This window comes from Rhodococcus sp. (in: high G+C Gram-positive bacteria) (genome assembly GCF_049286785.1).
In the GTDB taxonomy this organism is placed as follows: Bacteria; Actinomycetota; Actinomycetes; order Mycobacteriales; family Mycobacteriaceae; genus Rhodococcus_F.
Map to the genome: position 1 here is coordinate 1 of NZ_JBAQEO010000245.1, position 22235 is coordinate 22235.

The 22235-nt window shown below is 67.2% G+C and carries 17 protein-coding genes; 8 read left to right on the plus strand and 9 right to left on the minus strand.

The window, feature by feature from the left end; all coding sequences use genetic code 11:
• From sucD to WAW17_RS10070, 3 genes are all read right to left on the minus strand, one after another.
• Positions 1-886 (minus strand): succinate--CoA ligase subunit alpha (gene sucD / locus WAW17_RS10060; protein ID WP_422332839.1); only part of this gene is annotated, 886 nt, incomplete at its 3' end.
• 13 nt (positions 887-899) lie between these two features.
• Entirely contained in the window at positions 900-2069 is a 1170-nt protein-coding gene (gene sucC / locus WAW17_RS10065) for an ADP-forming succinate--CoA ligase subunit beta (protein ID WP_422332840.1), read from the minus strand.
• A 169-nt stretch (positions 2070-2238) separates the two neighbouring features.
• The gene (locus tag WAW17_RS10070) at positions 2239-4185 is read right to left on the minus strand and encodes a hypothetical protein (protein WP_422332841.1); all 1947 of its coding nucleotides are present in this window, start codon (positions 4183-4185) and stop codon (positions 2239-2241) included.
• 253 nt (positions 4186-4438) lie between these two features.
• On the opposite strand from WAW17_RS10070, the gene WAW17_RS10075 reads away from it, so the two are divergent.
• A complete protein-coding gene (locus WAW17_RS10075) occupies positions 4439-5473 on the plus strand; it encodes a M23 family metallopeptidase (RefSeq protein ID WP_422332842.1) in 1035 nt (344 codons plus the stop codon).
• A 21-nt stretch (positions 5474-5494) separates the two neighbouring features.
• Here the strand turns inward: WAW17_RS10075 and pcrA are convergent, their stop codons facing one another.
• On the minus strand, positions 5495-7942 hold the full coding sequence (pcrA, locus tag WAW17_RS10080; RefSeq protein WP_422332843.1) for a DNA helicase PcrA: 2448 nt from the start codon (positions 7940-7942) through the stop codon (positions 5495-5497).
• A gap of 268 nt (positions 7943-8210) precedes the next feature.
• On the opposite strand from pcrA, the gene WAW17_RS10085 reads away from it, so the two are divergent.
• The gene (locus WAW17_RS10085) at positions 8211-8510 is read left to right on the plus strand and encodes a chorismate mutase (RefSeq protein WP_422332844.1); all 300 of its coding nucleotides are present in this window, start codon (positions 8211-8213) and stop codon (positions 8508-8510) included.
• Between the two features lie 83 nt (positions 8511-8593).
• On the opposite strand, the gene WAW17_RS10090 is transcribed toward WAW17_RS10085, so the two are convergent.
• Positions 8594-10048, minus strand: coding sequence for an NAD-dependent succinate-semialdehyde dehydrogenase (locus tag WAW17_RS10090; protein WP_422332845.1), 1455 nt, complete (start codon positions 10046-10048; stop codon positions 8594-8596).
• 69 nt (positions 10049-10117) lie between these two features.
• On the opposite strand from WAW17_RS10090, the gene pgi reads away from it, so the two are divergent.
• Positions 10118-11770, plus strand: a complete 1653-nt coding sequence (pgi, locus tag WAW17_RS10095; protein WP_422332846.1) for a glucose-6-phosphate isomerase — start codon at positions 10118-10120, stop codon at positions 11768-11770.
• Between the two features lies 1 nt (position 11771).
• Here the strand turns inward: pgi and WAW17_RS10100 are convergent, their stop codons facing one another.
• A complete protein-coding gene (locus WAW17_RS10100) occupies positions 11772-12581 on the minus strand; it encodes an FAD:protein FMN transferase (RefSeq protein WP_422332847.1) in 810 nt (269 codons plus the stop codon).
• 97 nt (positions 12582-12678) lie between these two features.
• On the opposite strand from WAW17_RS10100, the gene WAW17_RS10105 reads away from it, so the two are divergent.
• Positions 12679-13941: a hypothetical protein gene (locus WAW17_RS10105; protein WP_422332848.1), complete on the plus strand. Its 1263-nt coding sequence runs from the start codon at positions 12679-12681 to the stop codon at positions 13939-13941.
• Between the two features lie 22 nt (positions 13942-13963).
• Here the strand turns inward: WAW17_RS10105 and WAW17_RS10110 are convergent, their stop codons facing one another.
• Together WAW17_RS10110 and WAW17_RS10115 are read right to left on the minus strand one after the other, a co-directional pair.
• Entirely contained in the window at positions 13964-15277 is a 1314-nt protein-coding gene (locus WAW17_RS10110; RefSeq protein WP_422332849.1) for an NAD(P)/FAD-dependent oxidoreductase, read from the minus strand.
• Positions 15278-15301: 24 nt separating this feature from the next.
• The gene (locus WAW17_RS10115) at positions 15302-16057 is read right to left on the minus strand and encodes an SDR family oxidoreductase (RefSeq protein WP_422332850.1); all 756 of its coding nucleotides are present in this window, start codon (positions 16055-16057) and stop codon (positions 15302-15304) included.
• A gap of 52 nt (positions 16058-16109) precedes the next feature.
• Here WAW17_RS10115 and WAW17_RS10120 point away from each other — a divergent pair, with 52 nt between their 5' ends.
• The 3 genes from WAW17_RS10120 to WAW17_RS10130 are packed head-to-tail and all read left to right on the plus strand — an operon-like array spanning position 16110 to position 20598.
• Positions 16110-17546, plus strand: a complete 1437-nt coding sequence (locus tag WAW17_RS10120; protein ID WP_422332851.1) for a dihydrolipoyl dehydrogenase family protein — start codon at positions 16110-16112, stop codon at positions 17544-17546.
• A gap of 53 nt (positions 17547-17599) precedes the next feature.
• Positions 17600-19132: a carboxylesterase/lipase family protein gene (locus WAW17_RS10125; RefSeq protein ID WP_422332852.1), complete on the plus strand. Its 1533-nt coding sequence runs from the start codon at positions 17600-17602 to the stop codon at positions 19130-19132.
• Entirely contained in the window at positions 19093-20598 is a 1506-nt protein-coding gene (locus WAW17_RS10130; RefSeq protein ID WP_422332853.1) for a carboxylesterase/lipase family protein, read from the plus strand. Before WAW17_RS10125 ends, WAW17_RS10130 begins: the two co-directional genes overlap by 40 nt.
• Positions 20599-20611: 13 nt before the next feature.
• On the opposite strand, the gene WAW17_RS10135 is transcribed toward WAW17_RS10130, so the two are convergent.
• On the minus strand, positions 20612-20992 hold the full coding sequence (locus WAW17_RS10135; RefSeq protein ID WP_422332854.1) for a VOC family protein: 381 nt from the start codon (positions 20990-20992) through the stop codon (positions 20612-20614).
• Positions 20993-21128: 136 nt separating this feature from the next.
• Here WAW17_RS10135 and WAW17_RS10140 point away from each other — a divergent pair, with 136 nt between their 5' ends.
• The gene (locus WAW17_RS10140) at positions 21129-22223 is read left to right on the plus strand and encodes a CaiB/BaiF CoA transferase family protein (protein ID WP_422332855.1); all 1095 of its coding nucleotides are present in this window, start codon (positions 21129-21131) and stop codon (positions 22221-22223) included.
• Positions 22224-22235 lie beyond the last annotated feature (12 nt).

Here is a 22235-nt window from a genome sequence, read left to right on the forward strand (position 1 = left end):
GGGTCTGCAGGATCTCGCGAGCGAGGGAAGCCGTCTCGGACGGCGTCTTGCCGACCTTCACACCGGCCGCCTCGAGGGCGTCCTTCTTGGCCTGCGCGGTTCCCGAGGAGCCGGAGACGATGGCGCCGGCATGGCCCATGGTCTTGCCCTCGGGAGCGGTGAAGCCCGCGACGTAGCCGACGACCGGCTTGGTCACGTTGGCCTTGATGTAGTCGGCGGCACGCTCCTCCGCGTCGCCACCGATCTCACCGATCATCACGATGACCTTGGTCTCGGGATCCTTCTCGAACGCCTCGATGGCGTCGATGTGGGTGGTGCCGATGACCGGGTCGCCGCCGATGCCGATGGCGGTGGAGAAACCGAAGTCACGGAGCTCGAACATCATCTGGTAGGTCAGCGTGCCCGACTTCGAGACGAGGCCGATGGGGCCGCTGCCCGCGATGTTGGCCGGGGTGATGCCGACCAGCGACTCGCCCGGGGTGATGATGCCGGGGCAGTTGGGGCCGATGATGCGGGTCTTGTTGCCCTTGGAGACGTTGTACGCCCAGGCATACGCCGAGTCCTGCACGGGGATGCCCTCGGTGATGACCACGAGGAGCGGGATCTCCGCGTCGATGGCCTCGACGATGGCGTCCTTGGCGAAGGCCGGGGGAACGAACGCGATGGAGACGTCCGCGCCGGTCTTCTCGATGGCCTCGGCCACGGTGCCGAAGACGGGCAGCTCCACGCCGCCGTCGTGGGTGACGGTGGTGCCGGCCTTGCGGGCATTGACACCGCCGACGATCTGGGTGCCGGCCTTGAGCATCAGGGCCGTGTGCTTGGTGCCCTCGCCGCCGGTGATGCCCTGGACGATGACCTTGGAGTCCTTGGTCAGGAAGATTGCCATTTGTATGTGTCCCTTACTTTGCGGCGAAGGCCAGCTCGGCAGCCTTGTCGGCAGCCTCGTCCATGGTTCCGACAACCGTGACCAGCGGGTGCGCGGCCTCGGCGAGGATGCGACGACCCTCTTCGACGTTGTTGCCGTCCAGGCGGACGACCAGCGGCTTATTGGCCTCGTCACCGAGGGTCTTCAGGGCGCCGACGATGCCGTTGGCAACCGCATCACACGCGGTGATGCCACCGAAGACGTTCACGAACACGCTCTTGACCTGCGCGTCGTTGAGGATGACGTCGAGACCGTTCGCCATGACCTCCGCGGAGGCGCCGCCACCGATGTCGAGGAAGTTGGCCGGCTTGACGCCACCGTGCTTCTCACCGGCGTAGGCGACGACGTCCAGGGTCGACATGACCAGTCCGGCACCGTTACCGATGATTCCGACCTGGCCGTCGAGCTTGACGTAGTTGAGGTCGTTCTCCTTGGCCTTCAGCTCGAGCGGATCGGTGGCGTCCTTGTCCTCGAACGCCGCGTGGCCGGGCTGACGGAATGACGCGTTCTCGTCCAGGGTGACCTTGCCGTCGAGGGCGAGGATCTGGTCGTCGGGCGTGCGGACGAGGGGGTTGACCTCGACGAGGAGAGCGTCTTCCTTGACGAAGACGTCCCACAGCTTCTGGATCGTCACGGCCGCTGCGTCGAGCACCTCGGCGGGCAGCTTTCCTGCCTCGGCGATGCTGCGCGCGAACGCGAGGTCGACACCCTTGACTGCGTCGACGGGGATCTTCGCGAGGGCGTCGGGGTTCTCCTCTGCGGTGACCTCGATCTCGACGCCACCCTCCACCGAACACATGGCCAGGTAGGTGCGGTTGGTGCGGTCGAGCAGGAAGGAGATGTAGTACTCCTCAGCGATGTCACTCGCCTCTGCGACCAGCAGCTTCTTTACGATATGACCCTTGATATCGAGGCCCAGGATCGCCTCGGCGTTGGCCTGCGCGGCATCGGCGTCGGCGGAGTACTTGACGCCACCCGCCTTTCCGCGGCCACCGACCTTGACCTGCGCCTTCACCATCACAGGCTTGCCGATTTCTTCGGCAATCTCGCGTGCGCCTGCGACCGTGTCGGTAACACGCCCAGCGGAGGTCGGCACCTCGTGCTTGGCGAAGAGTTCCTTCGCCTGGTATTCGAAGAGATCCATCTGCTCACCGTCTCGTCTGCGTTGACACCCGCTCGAGGGGTAGGAGCGGGTCTGATTTGGACTGTAGCTAGTTGCTTGGCCCGTTCTGCGCCCACGTGGATGCTATGTGGTCCACATCACGCGATACGACGTGCCGAGGCGGGCCTCACTGATTTTACAGCGACGTATCTCACCTGTTCGCGCTGCGTGCAGTGAGGCCCGCGGCAGCCGCGATCAACAGTAGGCCCACCGCTGTCGGGACGACACCGGGGCCTGACTCCGGGTTCTCCACCCTGGCCTGCACGAGCGGCCAGGACGCCAGGTACAGCCCGACGGCACCGGCCGAACCGACCAGCAGTGCCACGGCCCGCGCCGGCCGTGCGCGGGCGGCGACGATCACAGCGATGACCACTGCGGAGCCCAGCAAGACCCGTCCCCAGACGTCGAGCCCCCACGGAAACTCGGCGAACGACGCGGCGGAGTAGTCGTCGCCCCGGGTATCGACCCCGTGAAAGAGCGGCAGTCCCAGCCCGACGAAGGCGATGAGCGCCCCGAGACCGCCGACCGCCAGCCGCACACTGTCGATGGTCGACTCCTGCGAGGTGTCGATCTCCTCGCGTTCCGCCGAGCCCGCGAACCATGCCGACACACCCGTCGCACCGGCCGCGAGGGCGGCACACCAGAGCAGGACCGACCCCAACCCGACACCGATACCGGGCACGTCCGTGGCGAGCACCACCGACTGCGTCACCAGCGCGACCGAATAGGGGATGGTGACCCACAGCACACCGACGGCCGGCCGCACCGCGGTCGCGAACTCGGAGAAGAACAGCCAGATCGACGCGACGACGAGGACGATCGCGGCGACGAGAACCACACGTGTCGCATAGACCTGCGGAGCCGTCAGGTCGGCAGGTGTGTCCAGGACGGGAAGCAACGACCCGACCCCGGCGACCACACCCGTGAGAACTCCGAGGATGCCGGTGGTCACATGCCAGCGGGCGATACGGGCCCGAGCAGCCTCGGCCTCCGCGCGCAGCGCCGCCTTCGCCACACCCTTGCCGGACGCCGGCACCGCCCCCTTCCTGGCCGCGGGTTCGTCGGGCGCCGATACCGGTGCCGCGAGCGCGCGGAGCATTCTCGCGTCCCGCGCACGATCGACTGCCGGCACGCAGATTCCGAGGACCACGAGAAGGGCCGCTCCCACGGTTCCCCACACCGCGCCGGGGCCCGGGCCGATTCGTTCACCGGCGGCGAGGCCGGCCAGCAGACGCGTCCCGGAGAGACCGAGGGTCGCCAACCCCGCGCCGACGAGCGCGCCCGACGCCACCGGCGGTGCGATGGACGCCAACGCGAAGGCCACCACGATCAACAGGGCGGCGGCCGTCAACCCGGCGCCGAACGCTGCCGCGGGAGCGGATTCGACCACGGCCGGAACGAGAATGACCGGGTCCTGCGAAACGAATGCGGGCGCGAACAGGGCGCCGCCGGCCACAACCGCGGCCGCGACCGCGAGTGCGGAGATCCAGAACCCGACCCGGGCGCCGGTCGCGCGACCCACCTGTTCGGAGCTGCGGGCGTCGCCGTAACCGTCCGCGAGCGACGCCCGGTGGACCGCGACCATGCCGAGAAGGCCCGCGACCGCCATGAGTACGTGCCCGAGCAGCACGGCGTAGGCACCGGGACCCGCGGTGAGTTCTGCGGCCGTGTCGGGCCGGAACAGTTCGAGGCGATTGGCGTCGAGCGCGTCGGACCACAGCTGAGTGTCGAGCACGGCGGAACCGATGGACACCGCACCGGCGCCGGCCAGAACCCCACCCGCCACGGCAGGGCGACGAGCGAGCACGGCGGCGAGTGCCGTCGCCGGCGACGCCAGCGCGAATACGGCCGCGGCGACGGCAGCCGCGGAGATACCGGGGACGGAGTCGCCGTCCTGAACCGTCCTGACCGTCTGGAAGACCGGTGCCGCCGCCACGCCCAGACCACCGGCCAGTGCGAGCGCAACCGCAAGCGCCGACGCCCGCCGCGTCCTGACGGGGTCCGGTTCGCCCACATCCACCGCAGCCGTGCCACCGGACGCGGGTATGCGCTCGGGCTCGGCCCGACTCCCGTCTCGAGATCGAGTTGATGACGCCACGGAAACGACGCTAACCCGTGGCCGGCCGCTCACCCTCGGTGTGACACGCCGGGGGCGGGGCGCAATGGTCCTGAGACCGGGATGGGCCGGACACCGCATGCCCGGGCAGGCCGCATTTCCCCAGCTCAGAATGTGATGCGTGTCACATGTAACGGATCCTTCTCCCTACGGCTTGCGCGCATCGCAACCGTTTCGTTACCGTCGCCAGAGTCAAAGTCACAGGCAGGTCACGAGCAGGAGGTCGGACGGGCGTATGCACCACCGCAGCCAGTTCACGGCCAGCCGATTTGTGAATCACGCTGACGACGAACTCGAGGCCTCGTTCTCGGTTCCCACGCCCGCATATCCAACGAGGTCGGTCGAGTATCACACCGAGACCGATAGTTCTGAGATCTCCAACATGTTATTTCGTGATTCACATTCGAAACACTCGACATTCGACAGTCCTGAAGATACCGACGGTTCCGACAGGAATCTCAGCGAGACCGAGATTCCCGGCTTCACTCCCCAGGGCGCTCCCCCCCATTCCCGCCGCGGGGCGCACCGAATTCCGACTCCTCCCTCAGCTCTCAAAGGCCGCGCAGCAGTTCTCGCCGTAGCCGCCGGCGCCGTCGTCGCCGCAGGACAGGCCGCAACAACCGGCTCCTCCAGTTCCGACCACTCCGAAGTAGCCCTCGCAGGCGATGAAACCAGCGTGATCGGGTCCACCGCGGAACCCCAGGCCGCACAGTTCTCCCCTGTTGCCGAGAGCACCGCGTCCCAGTCGGATGCACCGCAGGTCCTGAACATCGCCAATCCCACCGACCTGTCGCAGTTCAGCAACCTCCTCGCCAAGGGTCAGCGATTCAGCGAAGAACGCGCCGCACGTGAAGCCGCCGCCCGGCGCCCCCTGTTCGTGCTCCCCGCAGTGGGAACCTTCACCTCCAACTTCGGCTCCCGCTGGGGCACTCTCCATGCCGGCGTCGACATCGCCGCACCGATCGGCACCCCGATCGTGGCCGTGGCCGACGGTGAGGTCATCGACTCCGGACCGGCAGCCGGTTTCGGTATGTGGGTGCGTCTGAAGCACTCCGACGGCACCGTGACCGTCTACGGCCACATCAACACCGCCACCGTCACGGTCGGCCAGAAGGTCATGGCAGGCGACCAGATCGCCACCGTGGGCAACCGCGGATTCTCCACGGGACCGCACCTGCACTTCGAGGTCCACCTCAATGGCACCGAAAAGATCGATCCCCTCCCCTGGCTCGCCTCGCGTGGCATCAGCCTCGGCGTCGAGCGGGACTGACACCTCCAGCTTCGGTCTTCTTCACAGCTTGACCATCGGGACTCCACCGATCAGCATCAGCCGAACCTTGCCGGCGCTGCCGAAGTCGATCGTGACCGTCGCCGTCGGTCCTGCACCCTTCGTCTCGAGCACCGTACCGAGACCGTACTTGTCGTGGCTGACACGGTCACCGACCGAAAGTACAAGATTGTTGTTGCGGGATCGCGCGGCACCGAAGCTCGGGGTGCTACCGGCCGAGCCGGCGCCGTAACCCGAACCACCGTAACCCGAACCACCGCGCGCGCGGCCACCACCGATCGCCCCACCCGAACCGATCCCGGTTCCCGGGTCTTCGCGGCGCCAGTGCACCAGATCCGAGGGAATCTCCTGCAGAAACCGTGACTCGGGATTCTGGATGGGCTGACCCCACGCGGACCGCATGACGGCCCGAGTCAGATACAGCCGTTGCCGGGCACGGGTGATCCCCACGTAGGCCAGACGACGTTCCTCCGACAGTTCCATGGGATCACCGAGTGCCCGCATGTGCGGGAACTGGCCGTCCTCCCAGCCCGTCACGAAGACGACGGGAAACTCGAGACCCTTCGCGGTGTGCAACGTCATCAGCGTGACGACACCCTCGTCGGAGTCGGGGAGCTGATCGGAATCCGCGACGAGGGAGACCCGCTCGAGGAAGGCAGCGAGGGAACCGGGGTCGGGCTCGCCCTCTCGCGCGTCGACGTCGCCCTCTTCCGGCGGCTCGTCCAGTCCTGCGGCGTTGCGGGCATCGGAGCTGAACTCCCGGGCGACGCTCACGAGCTCGTTGAGGTTGTCGAGCCGTGCTCCGTCCTGCGGATCACTGCTCGCGGCGAGCTCCGCGCGGTATCCCGTGTTCTCGAGGACGGCCTCGACGATGTCGCCGACGTCGGCTGAGGCGTCGGTGTTCTCGGCCACGAACTCGGGGGGAAGCAGCGACCGCAACCCGTCCATCAACTCGAGAAACGCGGCGATGGCCTTCTGCGAGCGGGTATTGAGCAACGCCACCCTGCCCTCGGCGGCGTCGCGGAGCGCCCGCGCGAAGCTGACGCCCCGCTGCTCCGCGTGCACGGCCACGCAGGCTTCCGCACGGTCCCCGATGCCGCGGCGTGGGGTATTGAGGATGCGGCGCAAGCTGACGGTGTCATCTTCGTTCGCGAGGACACGCAGGTACCCCACGATGTCGCGCACTTCCTTGCGCTCGTAGAACCGCACGCCGCCGACCACCTTGTACGGCACCCCGAGCCTGATGAAGATCTCTTCGAGAGCGCGGGAGGAGTTGTTGGTGCGGTAGAAGACGGCGATATCGGCGAACTTGGCATCGCCCGCATCTACCAGCTTGTCGATCTCGGAGGCCACGAACGACGCCTCGTCGTGCTCGTTGTCCGCGACGTATCCGATGATGAGCTCGCCTTCGCCCGAATCCGTCCACAGCCGCTTCTCACGCCGTCCGGTGTTCTTCGAGATCACGGAGTTGGCCGCGGACAGGATGTTCTGGGTGGAGCGATAATTTTGCTCCAGCAGAATGGTGCGGGTATCCGGGTAGTCGCGCTCGAATTCCTCGATGTTGCGGATCGTCGCTCCCCGGAATGCGTAGATCGACTGGTCCGCGTCGCCCACCACGCACAGTTCGGCGGGCGGCACCTCCCGGGCGGGTGGCACTTCTTCCGTGACCGTGTCGCTCGTCACGCCCACCAACTCGCGCACCAGCATGTACTGCGCATGGTTGGTGTCCTGGTATTCGTCGACCAGGACGTGCCGGAATCGACGGCGGTAGTACTCGGCGACCTGGGGGAAGGCCTGCAACATGCCGACCGTCTCACCGATCAGATCGTCGAAATCGAGCGCGTTGGCGGAGCGAAGCCGCTGCTGGTAGTGGCCATAGACCCGGGCGATGAGCCGGGGCAGCTCGGTGGGCTCCTTCTCTGCGTCGGCACTTGCCCGGTCCGGGTCGATCAGCTCGTTCTTGAGATTCGAGATGTGGGTGGCGAGCAACCGCGCGGAGTAGCGCTTGGTGTCGAGGTTCAGATCCTTGGAGATCATCGTCAGCAGTCGTCGCGAATCGTCCGCGTCATAGATCGAAAAATTCGAGTTGAGGCCCGGCAACAGAGCCGCCTGCGCCCGAAGTATGCGCACGCAGCTCGAGTGGAACGTGGACACCCACATGTTGTGGGCGCGTGGCCCGACCAGTTGCGCCACGCGTTCACGCATCTCGGCGGCGGCCTTGTTGGTGAAGGTGATGGCCAGGATCTGGCCCGGCATCACACCACGCTCGGCCAGCAGATATGCGATACGACGGGTAAGGACGGCGGTCTTGCCGGAACCTGCCCCCGCCACGATCAGCAGAGGTGAACCCGCATGCACCACTGCCTCGCGTTGCTGCGGATTGAGGCCCTCCAGGAGGGTGTCGGAGGCCGCCCGCGCGGAGGGGGAAGCGGTGCCGGAAATAGTGTTCATCGCCGTCAAACCTACCGGCGTGCACCGACAGCGTCACAGGCGCTTGGCCTGCGAAGCCTCCCCGTGGCAAACTGATACACATGTTCAGTCCGTCGATACGCCCCCTGTGGCGATTTTCTGCGGGTGCCGGCCTACGGTGCCCGTGAACTGAACAGCTCACGAGCCCCGAGGTCCGCACCGGATCCGGGGCTTTTTCGTCAGCGAGCCTGGATCGGTAACGACTGGGGCCGATACCACGATCCAAGTTCCGACAAGAGGGAGACGAACCATGAGCGCTCAGACCGTCGCAGCAGCATCCACCAACGAGCCCGCCATTCCTACCAGCGAGGCCGAGATCGATGCACTCCGCAAGGAGATCGATCGTCTCGACGCCGAGATCCTCGCAGCGATCAAGCGTCGATCCGACATCTCTCAGCTGATCGGCCGCACCCGGATGGCCTCCGGCGGCCCCCGCCTCGTTCACAGCCGCGAGATGAAGGTACTCGAGCGGTTCGACGAGCTCGGCCAGGAAGGGCACACCCTCGCCATGCTCCTGCTGCGCCTCGGCCGTGGCCGCCTCGGGCACTGAGTCCGGCGCCGTCCGAATGCGGCATCGGTTCCGTCAGGCTGCACCCGTGTGACATCGGGCGAGGCGGGTGGCAGGGGCCACGGCTACAGCTCGAGTGCCACGTACTTGGTCTCCAGATACTCGTCGATTCCTTCGCTGCCCCCTTCCCGTCCGAAGCCTGATGCTTTGATGCCGCCGAAGGGGGCAGCGGTGTCCGAGATGACTCCCCGATTGACGCCCACCATGCCCGCTTCGAGGGCATCGGACACGCGCACCGCACGACGCAGGTCTCGGGTGTAGATGTACGCGGCCAGCCCGAATTCGGTGTCGTTGGCCGCGTCGATCCCCTCCTGCTCGGTGTCGAAGCCGGTGACGGCGGCCACCGGGCCGAACACTTCTTCCTTCAGGATCCGTGCCCGCGCGGGCACGTCGTCGAGCACGGTCGCCGGGTAGAAGTAGCCGGGCCGGTCGGGGGTGACGCCACCGAGGCGTACCCGGGCACCGGCGCCCACGGCGTCCTGCACGAGTTCGCCGACGGTCTCGAGCTGGTCGGCATTGATCAGCGGTCCGAGGGTGGTGCCGGACTCCGTTCCCGCTCCGAGCGTGAACGACGACAATTTCTCGACGAGTTTCGCGGTGAATTCCTCCCGGACAGGGTTCGCGACGTGGAAACGGTTGGCGGCCGTGCAGGCCTCACCGCCGTTGCGCATCTTCGCGAGAACGGCTCCGTCGACCGCGGCGTCCACGTCGGCGTCGTCGAAGACCACGAAGGGCGCGTTGCCACCGAGCTCCATCGACGTCCGCAGCAGTCTTTTCGCCGACTTCTCGACGAGCATCCGTCCCACACCGGTGGAGCCGGTGAAAGTGAGTTTGCGCAGGCGGTCGTCGTCGAGCAACGGTTCCGTGACCTCACCGGACCTCGACGTCGGCAACACCGACAGCACTCCGCTCGGCAGCCCCGCCTCGGCGATGACCGCGGCGAGCAGCAGCATGGTCAGCGGTGTCTCGGAGGCGGGTTTGACGATCATGGTGCATCCGGCCGCGAGCGCCGGACCGATCTTGCGGGTGCCCATTGCGAGCGGAAAGTTCCAGGGGGTGATGGCCAGACACGGACCCACGGGCTGCTTGGTCACGAGGATGCGTCCGTTGCCCGCCGGTGCGGGGGTGTAGCGGCCCGCGATCCGCACGGCCTCCTCGCTGAACCACCGGAAGAACTCGGCGCCGTACCTGACCTCCGCCCGGCTCTCCGGCAGCGCCTTTCCCATCTCCAGCGTCATGAGAAGGGCGAAATCGTCGGCGCGTTCGGTGATCTTCTCGAATACCGACCGCAGCAACTCCCCTCGCTCGCGGGCCGGGGTCGCTGCCCAATCGCGTTGCGCGGCGACCGCGGCGTCGAGCGCTTTCACGGCATCGGCCGGGCCTGCGTCGGCGACGCGGGTCAGCTCTTCACCGCTCGCCGGGTCGAAGACCGCGAAAGTGACACTGTTCTCGGCGTCGCACCACTCGCCGCCGAGGAAGAGCTTCGTGGGAACGGTTCGAATGAGTTGCTCGGCATCCATGCGGTCCATCATGCTCCGCCGCCGGATTCGCGCAGAACTTTTTCCGTCCGGGCACTAAGGTCGAAACCTGTGAGCTCAGACATCACCGACACCGCTGCCTGGAAGAAATTGCTCGATCATCACGCTGAGATCCAGTCCGTTCATCTTCGAGAGCTTTTTGCGAAGGATCCCGCGCGCGGTCACGAGTTCACCCTGTCCGTCGGCGACCTGTATATCGATTACAGCAAGCACCGCGTCGACCGCGACACCCTCGGATTGCTGACGGAACTGGCCCGCACTGCAGGGGTGGAGGAACAACGCGATGCCATGTTCGCGGGCGAGCACATCAACACGTCGGAGGATCGCGCTGTTCTCCACACCGCGCTGAGATTGCCGGCCGGCAGCTCGCTCACCGTCGACGGTCAGGACGTGGTGGCCGATGTCCACGAAGTCCTCGGCCGCATGGGCGACTTCACCGATCGGCTTCGGTCCGGGCAGTGGCGCGGAGCCACCGGAGAGAAGATCACCACGGTGGTCAACATCGGTATCGGCGGTTCCGATCTGGGTCCGGTGATGGTGTACCGTGCGCTCCGGCACTACGTCGACGCCGGAATCACCGTGCGATTCGTCTCCAATGTCGATCCGGCCGACCTGGTGCGGAGCCTGCACGATCTCGATCCGGCGACCACATTGTTCATCGTGGCGTCCAAGACGTTCTCCACGCTCGAGACGCTCACCAACGCCACCGCCGCCCGGCGCTGGCTGCTCGACGGACTCGGACTCGGAACCGAGGCGGTGGCAAAGCATTTCGTTGCCGTCTCCACTCATGCGGATCGGGTGACGGAGTTCGGTATCGACAGGGCCAACATGTTCGAGTTCTGGGATTGGGTGGGTGGCAGGTACTCGGTCGATTCCGCGATCGGCCTGTCGGTGATGTGCGCGATCGGCAAGGAACGGTTCTCGGAGTTCCTCGCCGGATTCCATGCGGTGGACGAGCACTTCCGGACGGCACCGCTCGAGGAGAATGCGCCGATCGTCCTGGGTCTCATCGGCCTCTGGTACTCGAACTTCTTCGGCGCCGAGTCCCGGGCGGTACTCCCCTATTCCAACGACCTTGGACGGTTCGCCGCCTACCTGCAGCAGCTCACGATGGAGTCCAACGGCAAGTCGGTGCGCGCAGACGGCTCGCCGGTTCCGACGTCGACGGGTGAAATATTCTGGGGCGAACCGGGAACCAACGGACAGCACGCGTTCTATCAGCTCCTGCATCAGGGAACCCGTCTGATTCCAGCCGATTTCATCGGTTTCGGAGAGCCCGTCGACGACCTGCCCACCGCGGACGGCACGGGCAGTATGCACGATCTGCTGATGAGCAACTTCTTCGCGCAGACCAAGGTGCTGGCGTTCGGCAAGACTGCCGAGGAGATCGCCGAGGAGGGAACTCCCGAACGGCTGGTGCCGCACAAGGTGATGCCCGGGAACCGGCCTTCCACCACGATCCTTGCTCCCAGGCTGACCCCCTCCGTGATCGGGCAACTGATCGCACTGTACGAGCATCAGGTGTTCGTGGAGGGCGTCGTGTGGGGCATCGACCCGTTCGATCAGTGGGGTGTTGAGCTGGGAAAGACGCAGGCCGTGGAACTGCAGCCCGTTCTCACTGCCGCCGAAGCACCCGCACCGCAGAGTGATACGTCCACCGACAGTCTGATCCGCTGGTACCGGCGCGAACGCGGCCGGGCCTGAGTCACCAGTTCTCTGTGGTGTACACCCGGCCGGCACGGTCCTCGAGCCGGGCGCGCAGTTCTTGTTGCTCGATCCACCTGATGGCGCCGATGCCCCGGGACATGGCCGCGACACTGGCCGCGTACGCCCACAGCGCATCGTCGGCGATCACCGTCACCGTCGCCCATTCGGTGGAGAGTGGTTCGGTGAAGGGTGGCTCGGTGTCCGTGGGCGGTTCGGCTGCCGGCGGGCCGAACGTGGTGGACATGGCGGTCCCGTTCACCAGCTCGACCGTGTCGTCGCCGGGTACCGGAACCTGCCATCCCCCGGCAGGGCAGTGTCCGGAGGTCGCGATCACGTCGCCGATGCGGACGAGAGCTCCGCACTCGAGTTCCCGGGCGACGAGGTCCGCCGCCCGACCGACCGTGTCCGCTTTGGCGATGTCGGTGATGTCGAGCGAGGCGCCCCAGGGTGCGAACACCACGTCGTCGTCGATCTGGACGTCGAGATAGCTGGGTTCCGGATGCACGGTCGGGATGACGTTCTCGCCGGGCCTCTCGGATACGAGCGGATTCACCGCGCCGTCGGTCATGCGGGCCGCCCACAGCGCCGAGCGCAGCAGCGCCGACATCCTCCGGCTCACCTTCACGGGTGCGCCCTGCGACAGGTTGACGGCGTGTATCTCCGCGTCACCGCGTTGGAGGTCGCATACGGATTCGGCCTCGTCGATCACGCCCACGATCAACGACGTGGCCTCGGGAAGCGCGGCACCCTCGGTGACGTCGACCTCCACGACGGATCCCCACACCCTCCACTTTTCGACACTGACCATGGCGTACTCCGTGTACGGTCCGAACTGTGCTGCAATTCCAGTATGCGCCAACTGTCCAGAGGCGCCGCCGACAACGCATCGTAGGGGGCAGCTCCTCGTGACCGTCCGTCTCGGCGTCGTCGACGAGATGTTTCTCCGGACCCACCGTGGGCTGGGAATTCCGGTCGTCATGCAGGGTTTGTGGCGTACCGCGGACACGGTGGACGCCGCCGCTGTCGATGTGCTGTGCGGGATCCTCGCCCGTGGCCCGCTGGGACGGCGGGTGGTCCGTCCGCGGACTCCGGGAGCGAGGCCACGGTTTGTATCCGACGGCGGTACTTTCCCAGTGGAATATATGCACGTCCAGTCCGATTCGGTGCTCGAGTGGGCGGACGCGCAGGCGGCGTTACCGGTCGACCCCGAACGCGGAGCGGGCTGGCGGTTGTCGACAGCGTGGCTGGAGGACGGCGGCACGGTGCTGTCGCTGGTGTGCTCGCATGTGCTCGCCGATGCGCGGGGGCTCGCGGCAGCCATCGCCCAGGCTCTGGAGGGATATCCCGGTTCGGGCGCTACGCCCGACAGCGAAGCGGACACGTCCGACGTGCGCGACGCCGCCCTCCTCGCCCTGCGCGTGGCCGTGGGAACGGCCCGGGCAGTGGCCGGCCTCCTGTTCCGCGGCGCCCGGCGGAACGAGCTCCGCCAGTTCATGCGGGCGCGCGGGACAGTCTCTCGGGAGGTGCTGCGCCGCGCCCCGGTATCGGCGGTACTGGACGTGGGCGCCGAACAATGGGACACCGTGGCCGAGGAGTCCGGGGGAACCGCGAACAGCCTGTTCCTGACGGTCGTCGCCGGGTTGGCCAGGCGCGAGGACGAATCCGGTTCCCTGACACTCAGCGTTCCGATGGACGTACGCGACCGCGAGAACTCGGCCGGCGCCGCCAATTCCGTCGCCATGGTCGAGGTGGAGGTCCGCCCGCACGACTCCGTTGCGGATGTGCGGGCCGCGAGCCGGGCGGCGTTCTCCGGGACCGCGATGACCAGTCCAGCCGGCTTTCCGGAGGAGATGCTGCAACTGGTTCCGGACCGGGTTGCGTACGCGCTCACCGGCAATCCCGGCGAGCGAGACGCCCTGTGTTCCAACATCGGACCGCTGCCCGAGAGCCTCGGGTCCTTCAGCGGCCACCGTGCGACCGGAATCGCCACCCGCGCAGTGCACCCGGGAGTGGTGTCCAGCCGGACCCGATTGTCCGCGTATCTCAGCCGGTTCGACGACCGCTACACCCTTGCGCTCGAATCGCTGGACGACCCGGACCACGCCACGCTCCGCGAACGGGCCGTGGATGTACTCGGCCGCCACGGTCTCACCGCACGGTACTGGTGACCGAACCTCGCCGTCCGCCCGGTCAGTACGGCTGGCGCGCCGATTCCGGGTCACCGTAAACGATGGCCCGCTCGCCCCGCGATCCCGACGCAAGGGTGGCGGCCCAGTTCAGCATGGTGCCGACCCGATTGCGATTGGTGGCCAGGAACGCGATGTGGATGACACCCCACGCCACCCAGCCGAGAGTGCCGGACATCCGGAGCGGTCCGGCCTGGACGATCGCATGGCGGCGCGCAATGTAGGCGGCGCTCCCCAGATCGCGGTACCGGAACGGAGTCCGGTCGGGCGCACCGCCTTCGATGGTGGCGGCGATCCGTGCACCGGCGTGCCGTCCACCCTGCATCGCCACCTCGGCCACTCCCGGCAACCCGTCGAGTGACATCAGGTCGCCGACCACCCAGACATTGGGGAATCCGGGCACGGTGAGATCCGGTTCGACCGCGATGCGGCCACCCTCGGATTGTTCTGTCGCCAAGGCTTTTGCGAGCTCGGCAGCGAAGGGCACCGCCTCGACCCCGGCCGTCCACAGTACGGTCCTGGCTTCGTAGCGGGTCTTCGTCCGGGCCTCGTCCTTTGCCGTGGTCTCGATGCCGGTCTCGCACACATCGGTGACGTGCACTCCGAGGTGTGTCTCGACCCCGACCTTGTCGAGTGTTCGCTGCGCGGCAGCCGAGAGCTTCGGGGCGAACGCGGGCAGGACACGATCAGCTCCGTGGAACAGCAGGACCCGCGCTTCGCGGGGATCGATGGACTGGAATTCGTGCGCGAGCGCCCGGACCGCCAATTCCCGGATCTGCCCGGCGAGTTCGACTCCGGTCGGGCCGCCACCCGCCACCGCGAACGTGAGCCACGGACTGCGTTCCTCCGGAGTCGGCAACGATTCGGCGATCTCGAAGGCCGAGATCAACTTTCGCCGGATGGCGAGTGCGTCGTCGAGCGTCTTCATCCCCGGCGCCCACTCGATGTACTCGTCGTGACCGTGATAGGCCTGACGCATGCCCGCGGCCACGACCAGGTAGTCGTAGGGGAGATCGAACGCGGACCCGTCGAACCGGCTCGCGGTCAGCACTCTCCGGTCGGCGTCGAGCGACCGTGCCTCGCCGAGCACGACGTGCGTGTTGGCCTGTTTGCGCAGCAGATGCCGCAGCGGTGTGGTGATCTCACCCTGGGACAGAAGCCCTGTCGCACATTGGTAGAGCAGTGGCTGGAAGACATGACTGGTACCCCGGTCGAGCAGCGTGATGTCCGCATCGACGTCGCGGAGCCTGCGGGCCGCGTACACACCGCCGAATCCGCCGCCGACGATCACTACTCGGGGACGTGCCGCACTCGTCATCGTGGCCACCTTGCCGGCTCGGTACTACTGCACGAAACGCGATGTCACCACATGGGGAAGATACCGCAGAACGAGGTCGATGCCCTGCCACCTGATTCCCGGCAGGGCGGAGCGCCGCGACTCCTTCTCGATGGCACTCACCATCGCGCTCACCCCCTCGTCGATGCTTGCGGTCATCTTCGCGCTGTCGCCTGCCTTTCCGGCCATGTCGGTGGCGATGTATCCCGGCAACAGGGTGGTCACGGCGATGGGTGTGGAGGCCAATTCCGTGGCGAGAGCCTCACCGAGCGCCGACACCCCCGCTTTGCTCGCCGAGTAGGCGGCCTTCGATCCGGGCAGCCCGCGGTCGGCACTGATCGACGACACCAGAACCAGGTGGCCGGAGTTCTGTTCGCGGAAGATCCCCAGCGTGGCCTCGCACTGCGAGAGTGCGCCGATGAAGTTGGTGCGGGCCGTGGCGAGGTTGGCATCGGCCCGGCCCGTTCCGATCTTGGCGCCCTTGCCGAGACCGGCGTTGACGATCACCCTGTCGAGACCACCGAGTTCGTTCCGCAATTCGCCGAAGACCCGGACCACCGCGTCGTGGTCGTTGACGTCGAGCGCCCGGACGGCCACCGTGATGCCCGGATTCGCGGCCTGCAACTCGTCGCGCAGATCCTCGAGGCGGCCGACGCGCCGCGCGCACAGGGCCAGGTCGCGTCCCATGGCGGCGAAGCGGCGCGCCATCTCTTCACCCAGTCCGGAGCTGGCACCGGTGATCAGAATTCTTCGACGGGTCATTCCGTCACAGTAGCTACTCGCACCGCGGCAGCGACCGGAATACCGTGGGACCATGACGGACGCTGCGCACGACCCCGAGGAGTTCGATGTCATCGTCATCGGCGGTGGGCCTGCCGGTGAGAACGCGGCGAGCTACGCCATCGCCGGCAGCGACCGGACCGCCGCATTGATCGAACACGAACTGGTCGGCGGCGAATGCTCGTACTGGGCCTGCATGCCCAGCAAGGCGTTGCTGCGTCCCGGGGAAGTTCTCGGTGCTGCGCGCAACATGCCCGGCGTGTCGGCCCCGGACACGCTCGACGTGAACGCCGTTCTCGCACGCCGCGACTCGTTCACCAGCAACCACGACGACTCGACACAGGTGATGTGGGCGGACGCCCAGGGCATCGAGGTGATCCGCGGGGCCGGGCGTGTCACGGGCGAGAAGGCGGTGACGGTCGACGGTTCACGCCGGCTCCGCGCCCGTCACGCCGTGGTGATCGCTACCGGCACCACCGCCGCGATACCCGACACCCCCGGCCTGCGGACCGCCCTGCCGTGGATCTCACGCGACGCCACCAATCTCGAGGAGATTCCGCGTCGGGTCGCGGTGATCGGCGGCGGCGTCGTGGCGTGCGAGAGCGCGACGTGGCTCCTGGACCTCGGGGTCGAGGAACTCACGATGGTGGTACGCGGCAAAGCGCTTCTGCCGAAAAACGAGCCGTTCGCGGGTCTGCTGGTGGCCCGCGCCCTGGAAAAGAAGGGCGCCCGCATTCTGTGCGGCGCGAACCTTCGCGGTGTCGAACGCCCCGGTGCGCGCGACACCGGGACGGGGCGGATCCACGGCGAGCCGGCCACGCTCGACCTCGCCGACGGTGGTCCGCTCGTGGTGGACGAGATCGTGGTCGCGACCGGACGGACCCCGGCGACGGCGGCGCTGGGACTCGACGACCGCCTGCTGAACTCTCACGGTTACCTCCCCGCCGACGACCACCTGACGACGGCGGAAGAGTGGCTGTACGCCGTCGGTGACGTGAACGGCCGGGCGCTCCTCACCCACATGGGCAAATACCAGGGCCGGGTCTGTGGCGACGTGATCGCTGCCCGCGCCGAGGGCAGGCCTCTCGACGGTTCCCGCTTCCGCGCTTCGGCGGACCACGGCCAAGTTCCGCAGGTGGTGTTCACCGATCCCCAGGTCGCGGCTGTGGGGCTGACGGAGAGGGAAGCCCGGGACCGCGGCATCGACGTCGAGATCCTGAAGGTCGACATCGCCGTCGCCGGCTCTTCGCTGTCGCGGGACGACTTCGCCGGTCACGCCGAGCTCGTGGTCGACCGCGCTGCCGACGTCCTGGTGGGCGCCACTTTCGCGGGCACAGAGGTGGCCGAGCTGATACACGCCGCCACCGTCGCGGTGGTGGGGAAGGTTCCGCTCGAGGTGCTGTGGCACGCGGTCCCGTCGTACCCGACCGTCAGCGAGGTGTGGCTGCGTTTGCTGGAGGGACGACGCTGAACCCGGACCTGCATTTCTGCGCGCCGTCGGCCCTTCTCCGTATAGTCGCCGACATGGCGTCTGACACTCTTCCGACCGACACAGTGGTGAAGACGGCCGAAGGCGTCGTCCGCGGGCGACGACTCGGGGACCTCGTCACGTGGCGGGGCATTCCCTACGCCGCGCCTCCGGTCGGGCCGCTGCGACTGCGCGCACCCCAACCCGTCCAACCCTGGTCGGACGAGCTCGATGCCACCCAGTTCGGACATGCCGCCGCTCAGCACAAGAAGTTCACGATCCTGCGGCCGGGCAAGTACCACCCCAGCAGCGAGGACTGCCTGACGCTCAACGTCCTGGCCACCCCGGGTAGGTCGGGAAGGCCGCGACCGGTGATGGTGTTCGTCCACGGCGGTGCCTACACGCTCGGCATGTCGGCCACGCCGCTGTACGGTGGGGCGTCGCTCGTGCGCCGCGGCGACATCGTCTACGTGTCGATCAATTACCGGCTCGGCTCCCTCGGATACCTCGACTTCACCCAGTTCTCCACCCCGGAGCGACCTTTCGACTCCAACCTGGGTCTGCGTGATCAGGTGGCGGCCCTCGAATGGGTGCAACGCAACATCGCCGCTTTCGGCGGCGACCCCGACAACGTGACGTTGTTCGGCGAATCCGCGGGCGCCGATGCCGTCACCACGCTCATGACCACCCCGGCAGCGAAAGGCCTTTTCGCCAAGGCGATCTCGGAGAGCTCCGCCCCCGGTCTGGTGTCCACCGCCGACCGTGCGGCCCAGTGGGCGACGGACTTCGTGACCCTCCTGGGTGCCGACGCCGCGAGCGCCGCCGAGGCTCTGAGCTCTGCATCGGTCGGTGACCTGGGACGTGCGGGACACCGACTTTCCCGCAAGGTGATGTCGGAAACGCCGGGTCTGCACGCGTTCGGACCCGTCATCGACGGCGACTTCCTGCCCGAACCGCCCTTGAAAGCGTTCGCCGACGGGTCCGCCCATCCGGTCCCGCTGATCATCGGTACCAACGACCGCGAGGGAACCCTGTTCCCCAAGGTCATGGACGCGTTGCCGACGAATCCCGATCGGATCCGACGAATGTTCGCACTCACCGATCCGGAAGCCGAGGCCCGCGTCACCGCCGCATATCCGGGTTACCCCGCACCCGAGGCCGCCATCGACCTGGGCGGCGATCTGACGTTCTGGAAGCCGTCCGTCGAGGTCGCCGAGGGGCACTGCCGGTACGCACCCACCTACAGCTACCGGTTCGACTTCTCTCCACGGCTGATGCGATGGCTCGGACTCCACGCCACCCACGGTTTCGAGCTGTTCGCCGTTTTCGACATCGCCGACAGTCTGTTCGGGCGCGCGCTCACACTGTTCGGCGGACGTCGCGGAATGAAGAAGGTAACGGACACCGTGCAGCGACACTGGCTGCACTTCGCCGCCGAGGGAAAGCCACTCGCCTCGTGGCCGCCGTACGACACGGACAGGCGCGCAACGCTCGTGTTCGATGCCGTCACCACGGTTCAGGACGACCCGCGCCGGGACCGGCGACTGGCATGGGAAGGATACGCCGGCTATCTCGGGCAGGGCCTGTGAGCTCGCTCGCCAGAGAGACCGCGTCCGGAAGGCTCGCCGGCCAGCGCATCGGCGACGTGGTGACGTGGCGGGGCATTCCCTACGCGGCTCCCCCGGTGGGCACCCTGAGGCTCCGAGCCCCGCAGCCTGTCGACCCGTGGACCGGGGTCCGCAGTGCCGCGAAGTTCGGATCGCCTGCACCGCAAGGGAGGAAGAACGAGGACGAGAACTGCCTGACTCTCAATGTGGTCGCGCCGGCCACCGCGCCCAGCGCTCCCCGGCCGGTGATGGTGTTCATCCACGGCGGTGCCTATTCGGGCGGGTCGTCGTCCCCGTCGCTGTACGGCGGGCACTCACTGGTGCGTCGCGGCGACGTCGTCTACGTGTCGATCAATTACCGGCTCGGCGCGCTCGGATATCTCGATTTCACTCAGTTCTCCACCCCTGAACAACCTTTCGACTCCAACCTCGGTCTGCGTGATCAGGTGGCGGCCCTCGAATGGGTGCGGCGTAACATCGCCGCGTTCGGCGGCGACCCCGACAACGTGACGGTGTTCGGTGAATCCGCCGGCGCCAACGCCGTCACCACCCTGATGGCGACGCCGGCCGCGAAGGGTGTGTTCGCCCGCGCCATCGCCGAAAGTCCGCCCGCAGCATCGGCGTACAGCCAGGAACGGGCAGCACGGTGGTCACGCGAGTTCCTCGACATCGCCGGTGTCGCCACATCCGAAGCAGCGGCCTGGCTCCCCAGCGCGGACGTCCGCACATTGGTCGAAGCCGGTGCGAAGTTGGTCAGGCGCGGCGCGGACGAGGAACCGGGGACGCGGGCGTTCGCACCCGTCGTCGACGGATTCTTCCTTCCCGCGCACCCGCTGGATGCGTTCTCGTCCGGTTCCGGGCACCCTGTTCCGCTGATCATCGGCACGAATCAGTATGAGGGTAGGGTTTTTCCGCGGTTTCTCAACATCCTGCCCACCGACCCCACCCGGATCGACAAGATGTTCTCCCATGTGGAGCAGTCGGTCAAGGAACGGGCCATCGCCGCGTATCCCGGCTACCCGGGCCGGCGCGCAGCCGCGGATCTGGGCGGCGACGTCACGTTCTGGGAACCGTCGATCCTCTGCGCCCAGGGCCACACCGTCGTCGCGCCCACCTACAGCTACCGATACGACTTCGCGCCGCGCCTGCTGCGGATCGCCGGACTGGGCGCCACGCACGCCACGGAGTTGTATCCCGTCTTCGGCTTGCACGGACCGTGGTTGTGGGCACTGACCGCGCTCGGTGGACGTCGGGGATTATGCAAGGTCACCGACACCGTCCAGACGCACTGGCTGCACTTCGCCCGCCACGGAACACCCGCGCCGGGCTGGCCGCAGTACTCGCTGGAGAATCGCGAGACGCTCATCATCGACGAGACCAGCCGCGTCGAGAACGATCCGATGGGTGACCGTCGCCGCGCCTGGCAGGGGTACCGACACCGTCGGTAGACCGGGTCCGGGGTCAGCGTGGCTCCTCGAAGAGTGACAGGACGTTTCCGTGCGGATCCTGGAACCACGCGACCCTGACCCCGTCGGGCGCCCGCCATGCCGCGTGCTCGTCCTGATCCATACCGGGGTATTCGGTGAATTCGATCCCCTTCGTCCGCAGCGAGTCGACGGTGCCGTTCAGATCCTCGACCTTCCACCCCAGCACCGTGTATCCGGTGTCGGCCCGCGACTGCACCAGCGTCACCCGGAGCATCGACCCGTCGCCGCCGTCGAGGGCGAGCGCGAACTCGTCACGTGAGAGCAGTCTCAATCCCAGCGTGTCGACATAGAACATCGACGAGACGTCCAGGTCCGTACTCGGTACGAAACTCACCAGCTCACCCTGAAGACCCATGTGTCAACTGTGCCCCCGTGGCGGGCCGCCCGGCAAGAGGTCCACCCCGGCGTCGCATGACCCGGAGCACAGGCTCCACACCCGGCAAGTTAACGTCAATTCGACAGTCTGTCTCGCATCGGAATGAGGAACTCACGTGTCTGCTCCCACCCCAGAGAAGAAAGGCCCCCTTGCGGGAATTCGCGTCGTCGAATTCGCAGGTCTCGGGCCCGGACCGCACGCCGCGACGTTGCTCGCCGACCTCGGCGCCGACGTCGTGTGCGTCCAGCGTCCGGGGCTGATCCCGCAGGACGGACCCTTCGATCAGATTCAGCGTGGTCGCCGCGTGGTCGAGGCCAATTTGAAGGATCCGGAGCATGTCGAGAAGGTCCTCGGACTGATCGAGCGCACCGACGTGGTGATCGAGGGCTTCCGTCCCGGCGTCACCGAACGCATGGGCCTCGGACCCGACGTCTGCCTCGAACGCAACCCGCGCGTGGTGTACGGCCGGATGACGGGGTGGGGGCAGGAGGGCCCGCTCGCCAACGCTGCCGGCCACGACATCAACTACATTTCGCTGACCGGCGTCCTGCACGCCATCGGTCGCAAGGGTGAGCGCCCGGTGCCCCCAATGAACATGGTCGGCGATTTCGGCGGCGGCTCGATGTTCCTCATCTTCGGCATCCTCTCGGCACTCGTCGAGCGCCAGAGCTCCGGCAAGGGGCAGGTCGTGGATGCCGCGATGGTCGATGGCGCGCTGGCGCTCTCGCACATGATGTGGGCGTTCCGGGGACGTGGCGTGTGGTCCGACGAGCGGGGCGTCAACCTCCTCGACACGGGCGCGCCGTTCTACGAGGTGTACGAGACGTCGGACGGCAAGTACATGGCCGTGGGGTCGATCGAGCCGCAGTTCTACGCACTGCTGCTGAAGGGGCTCGAACTCGACCCCGCAGACCTGCCGAACCAGATGGACATCTCCGCCTGGCCGCAGATGAAGAAGCTCTTCACCGAGAAGTTCCTCTCCAAGACCCGCGACGAGTGGGCCGCGATCTTCCTCGGCACCGACGCCTGCGTCTCCCCCGTGCTGACGTTCGCCGAGGCTCCGTCCAACGAGCACATCGCGGCCCGCGGGTCGCTGATCGATCTCGACGGCGTCACCCAGCACGCCCCGGCTCCCCGCTTCTCACGTACCCCTGCCGCCGTACCCACGCCGCCTGCACGTGAAGCCGTCGACATCGACGCGGTCTGGTAATCGACACGGTCC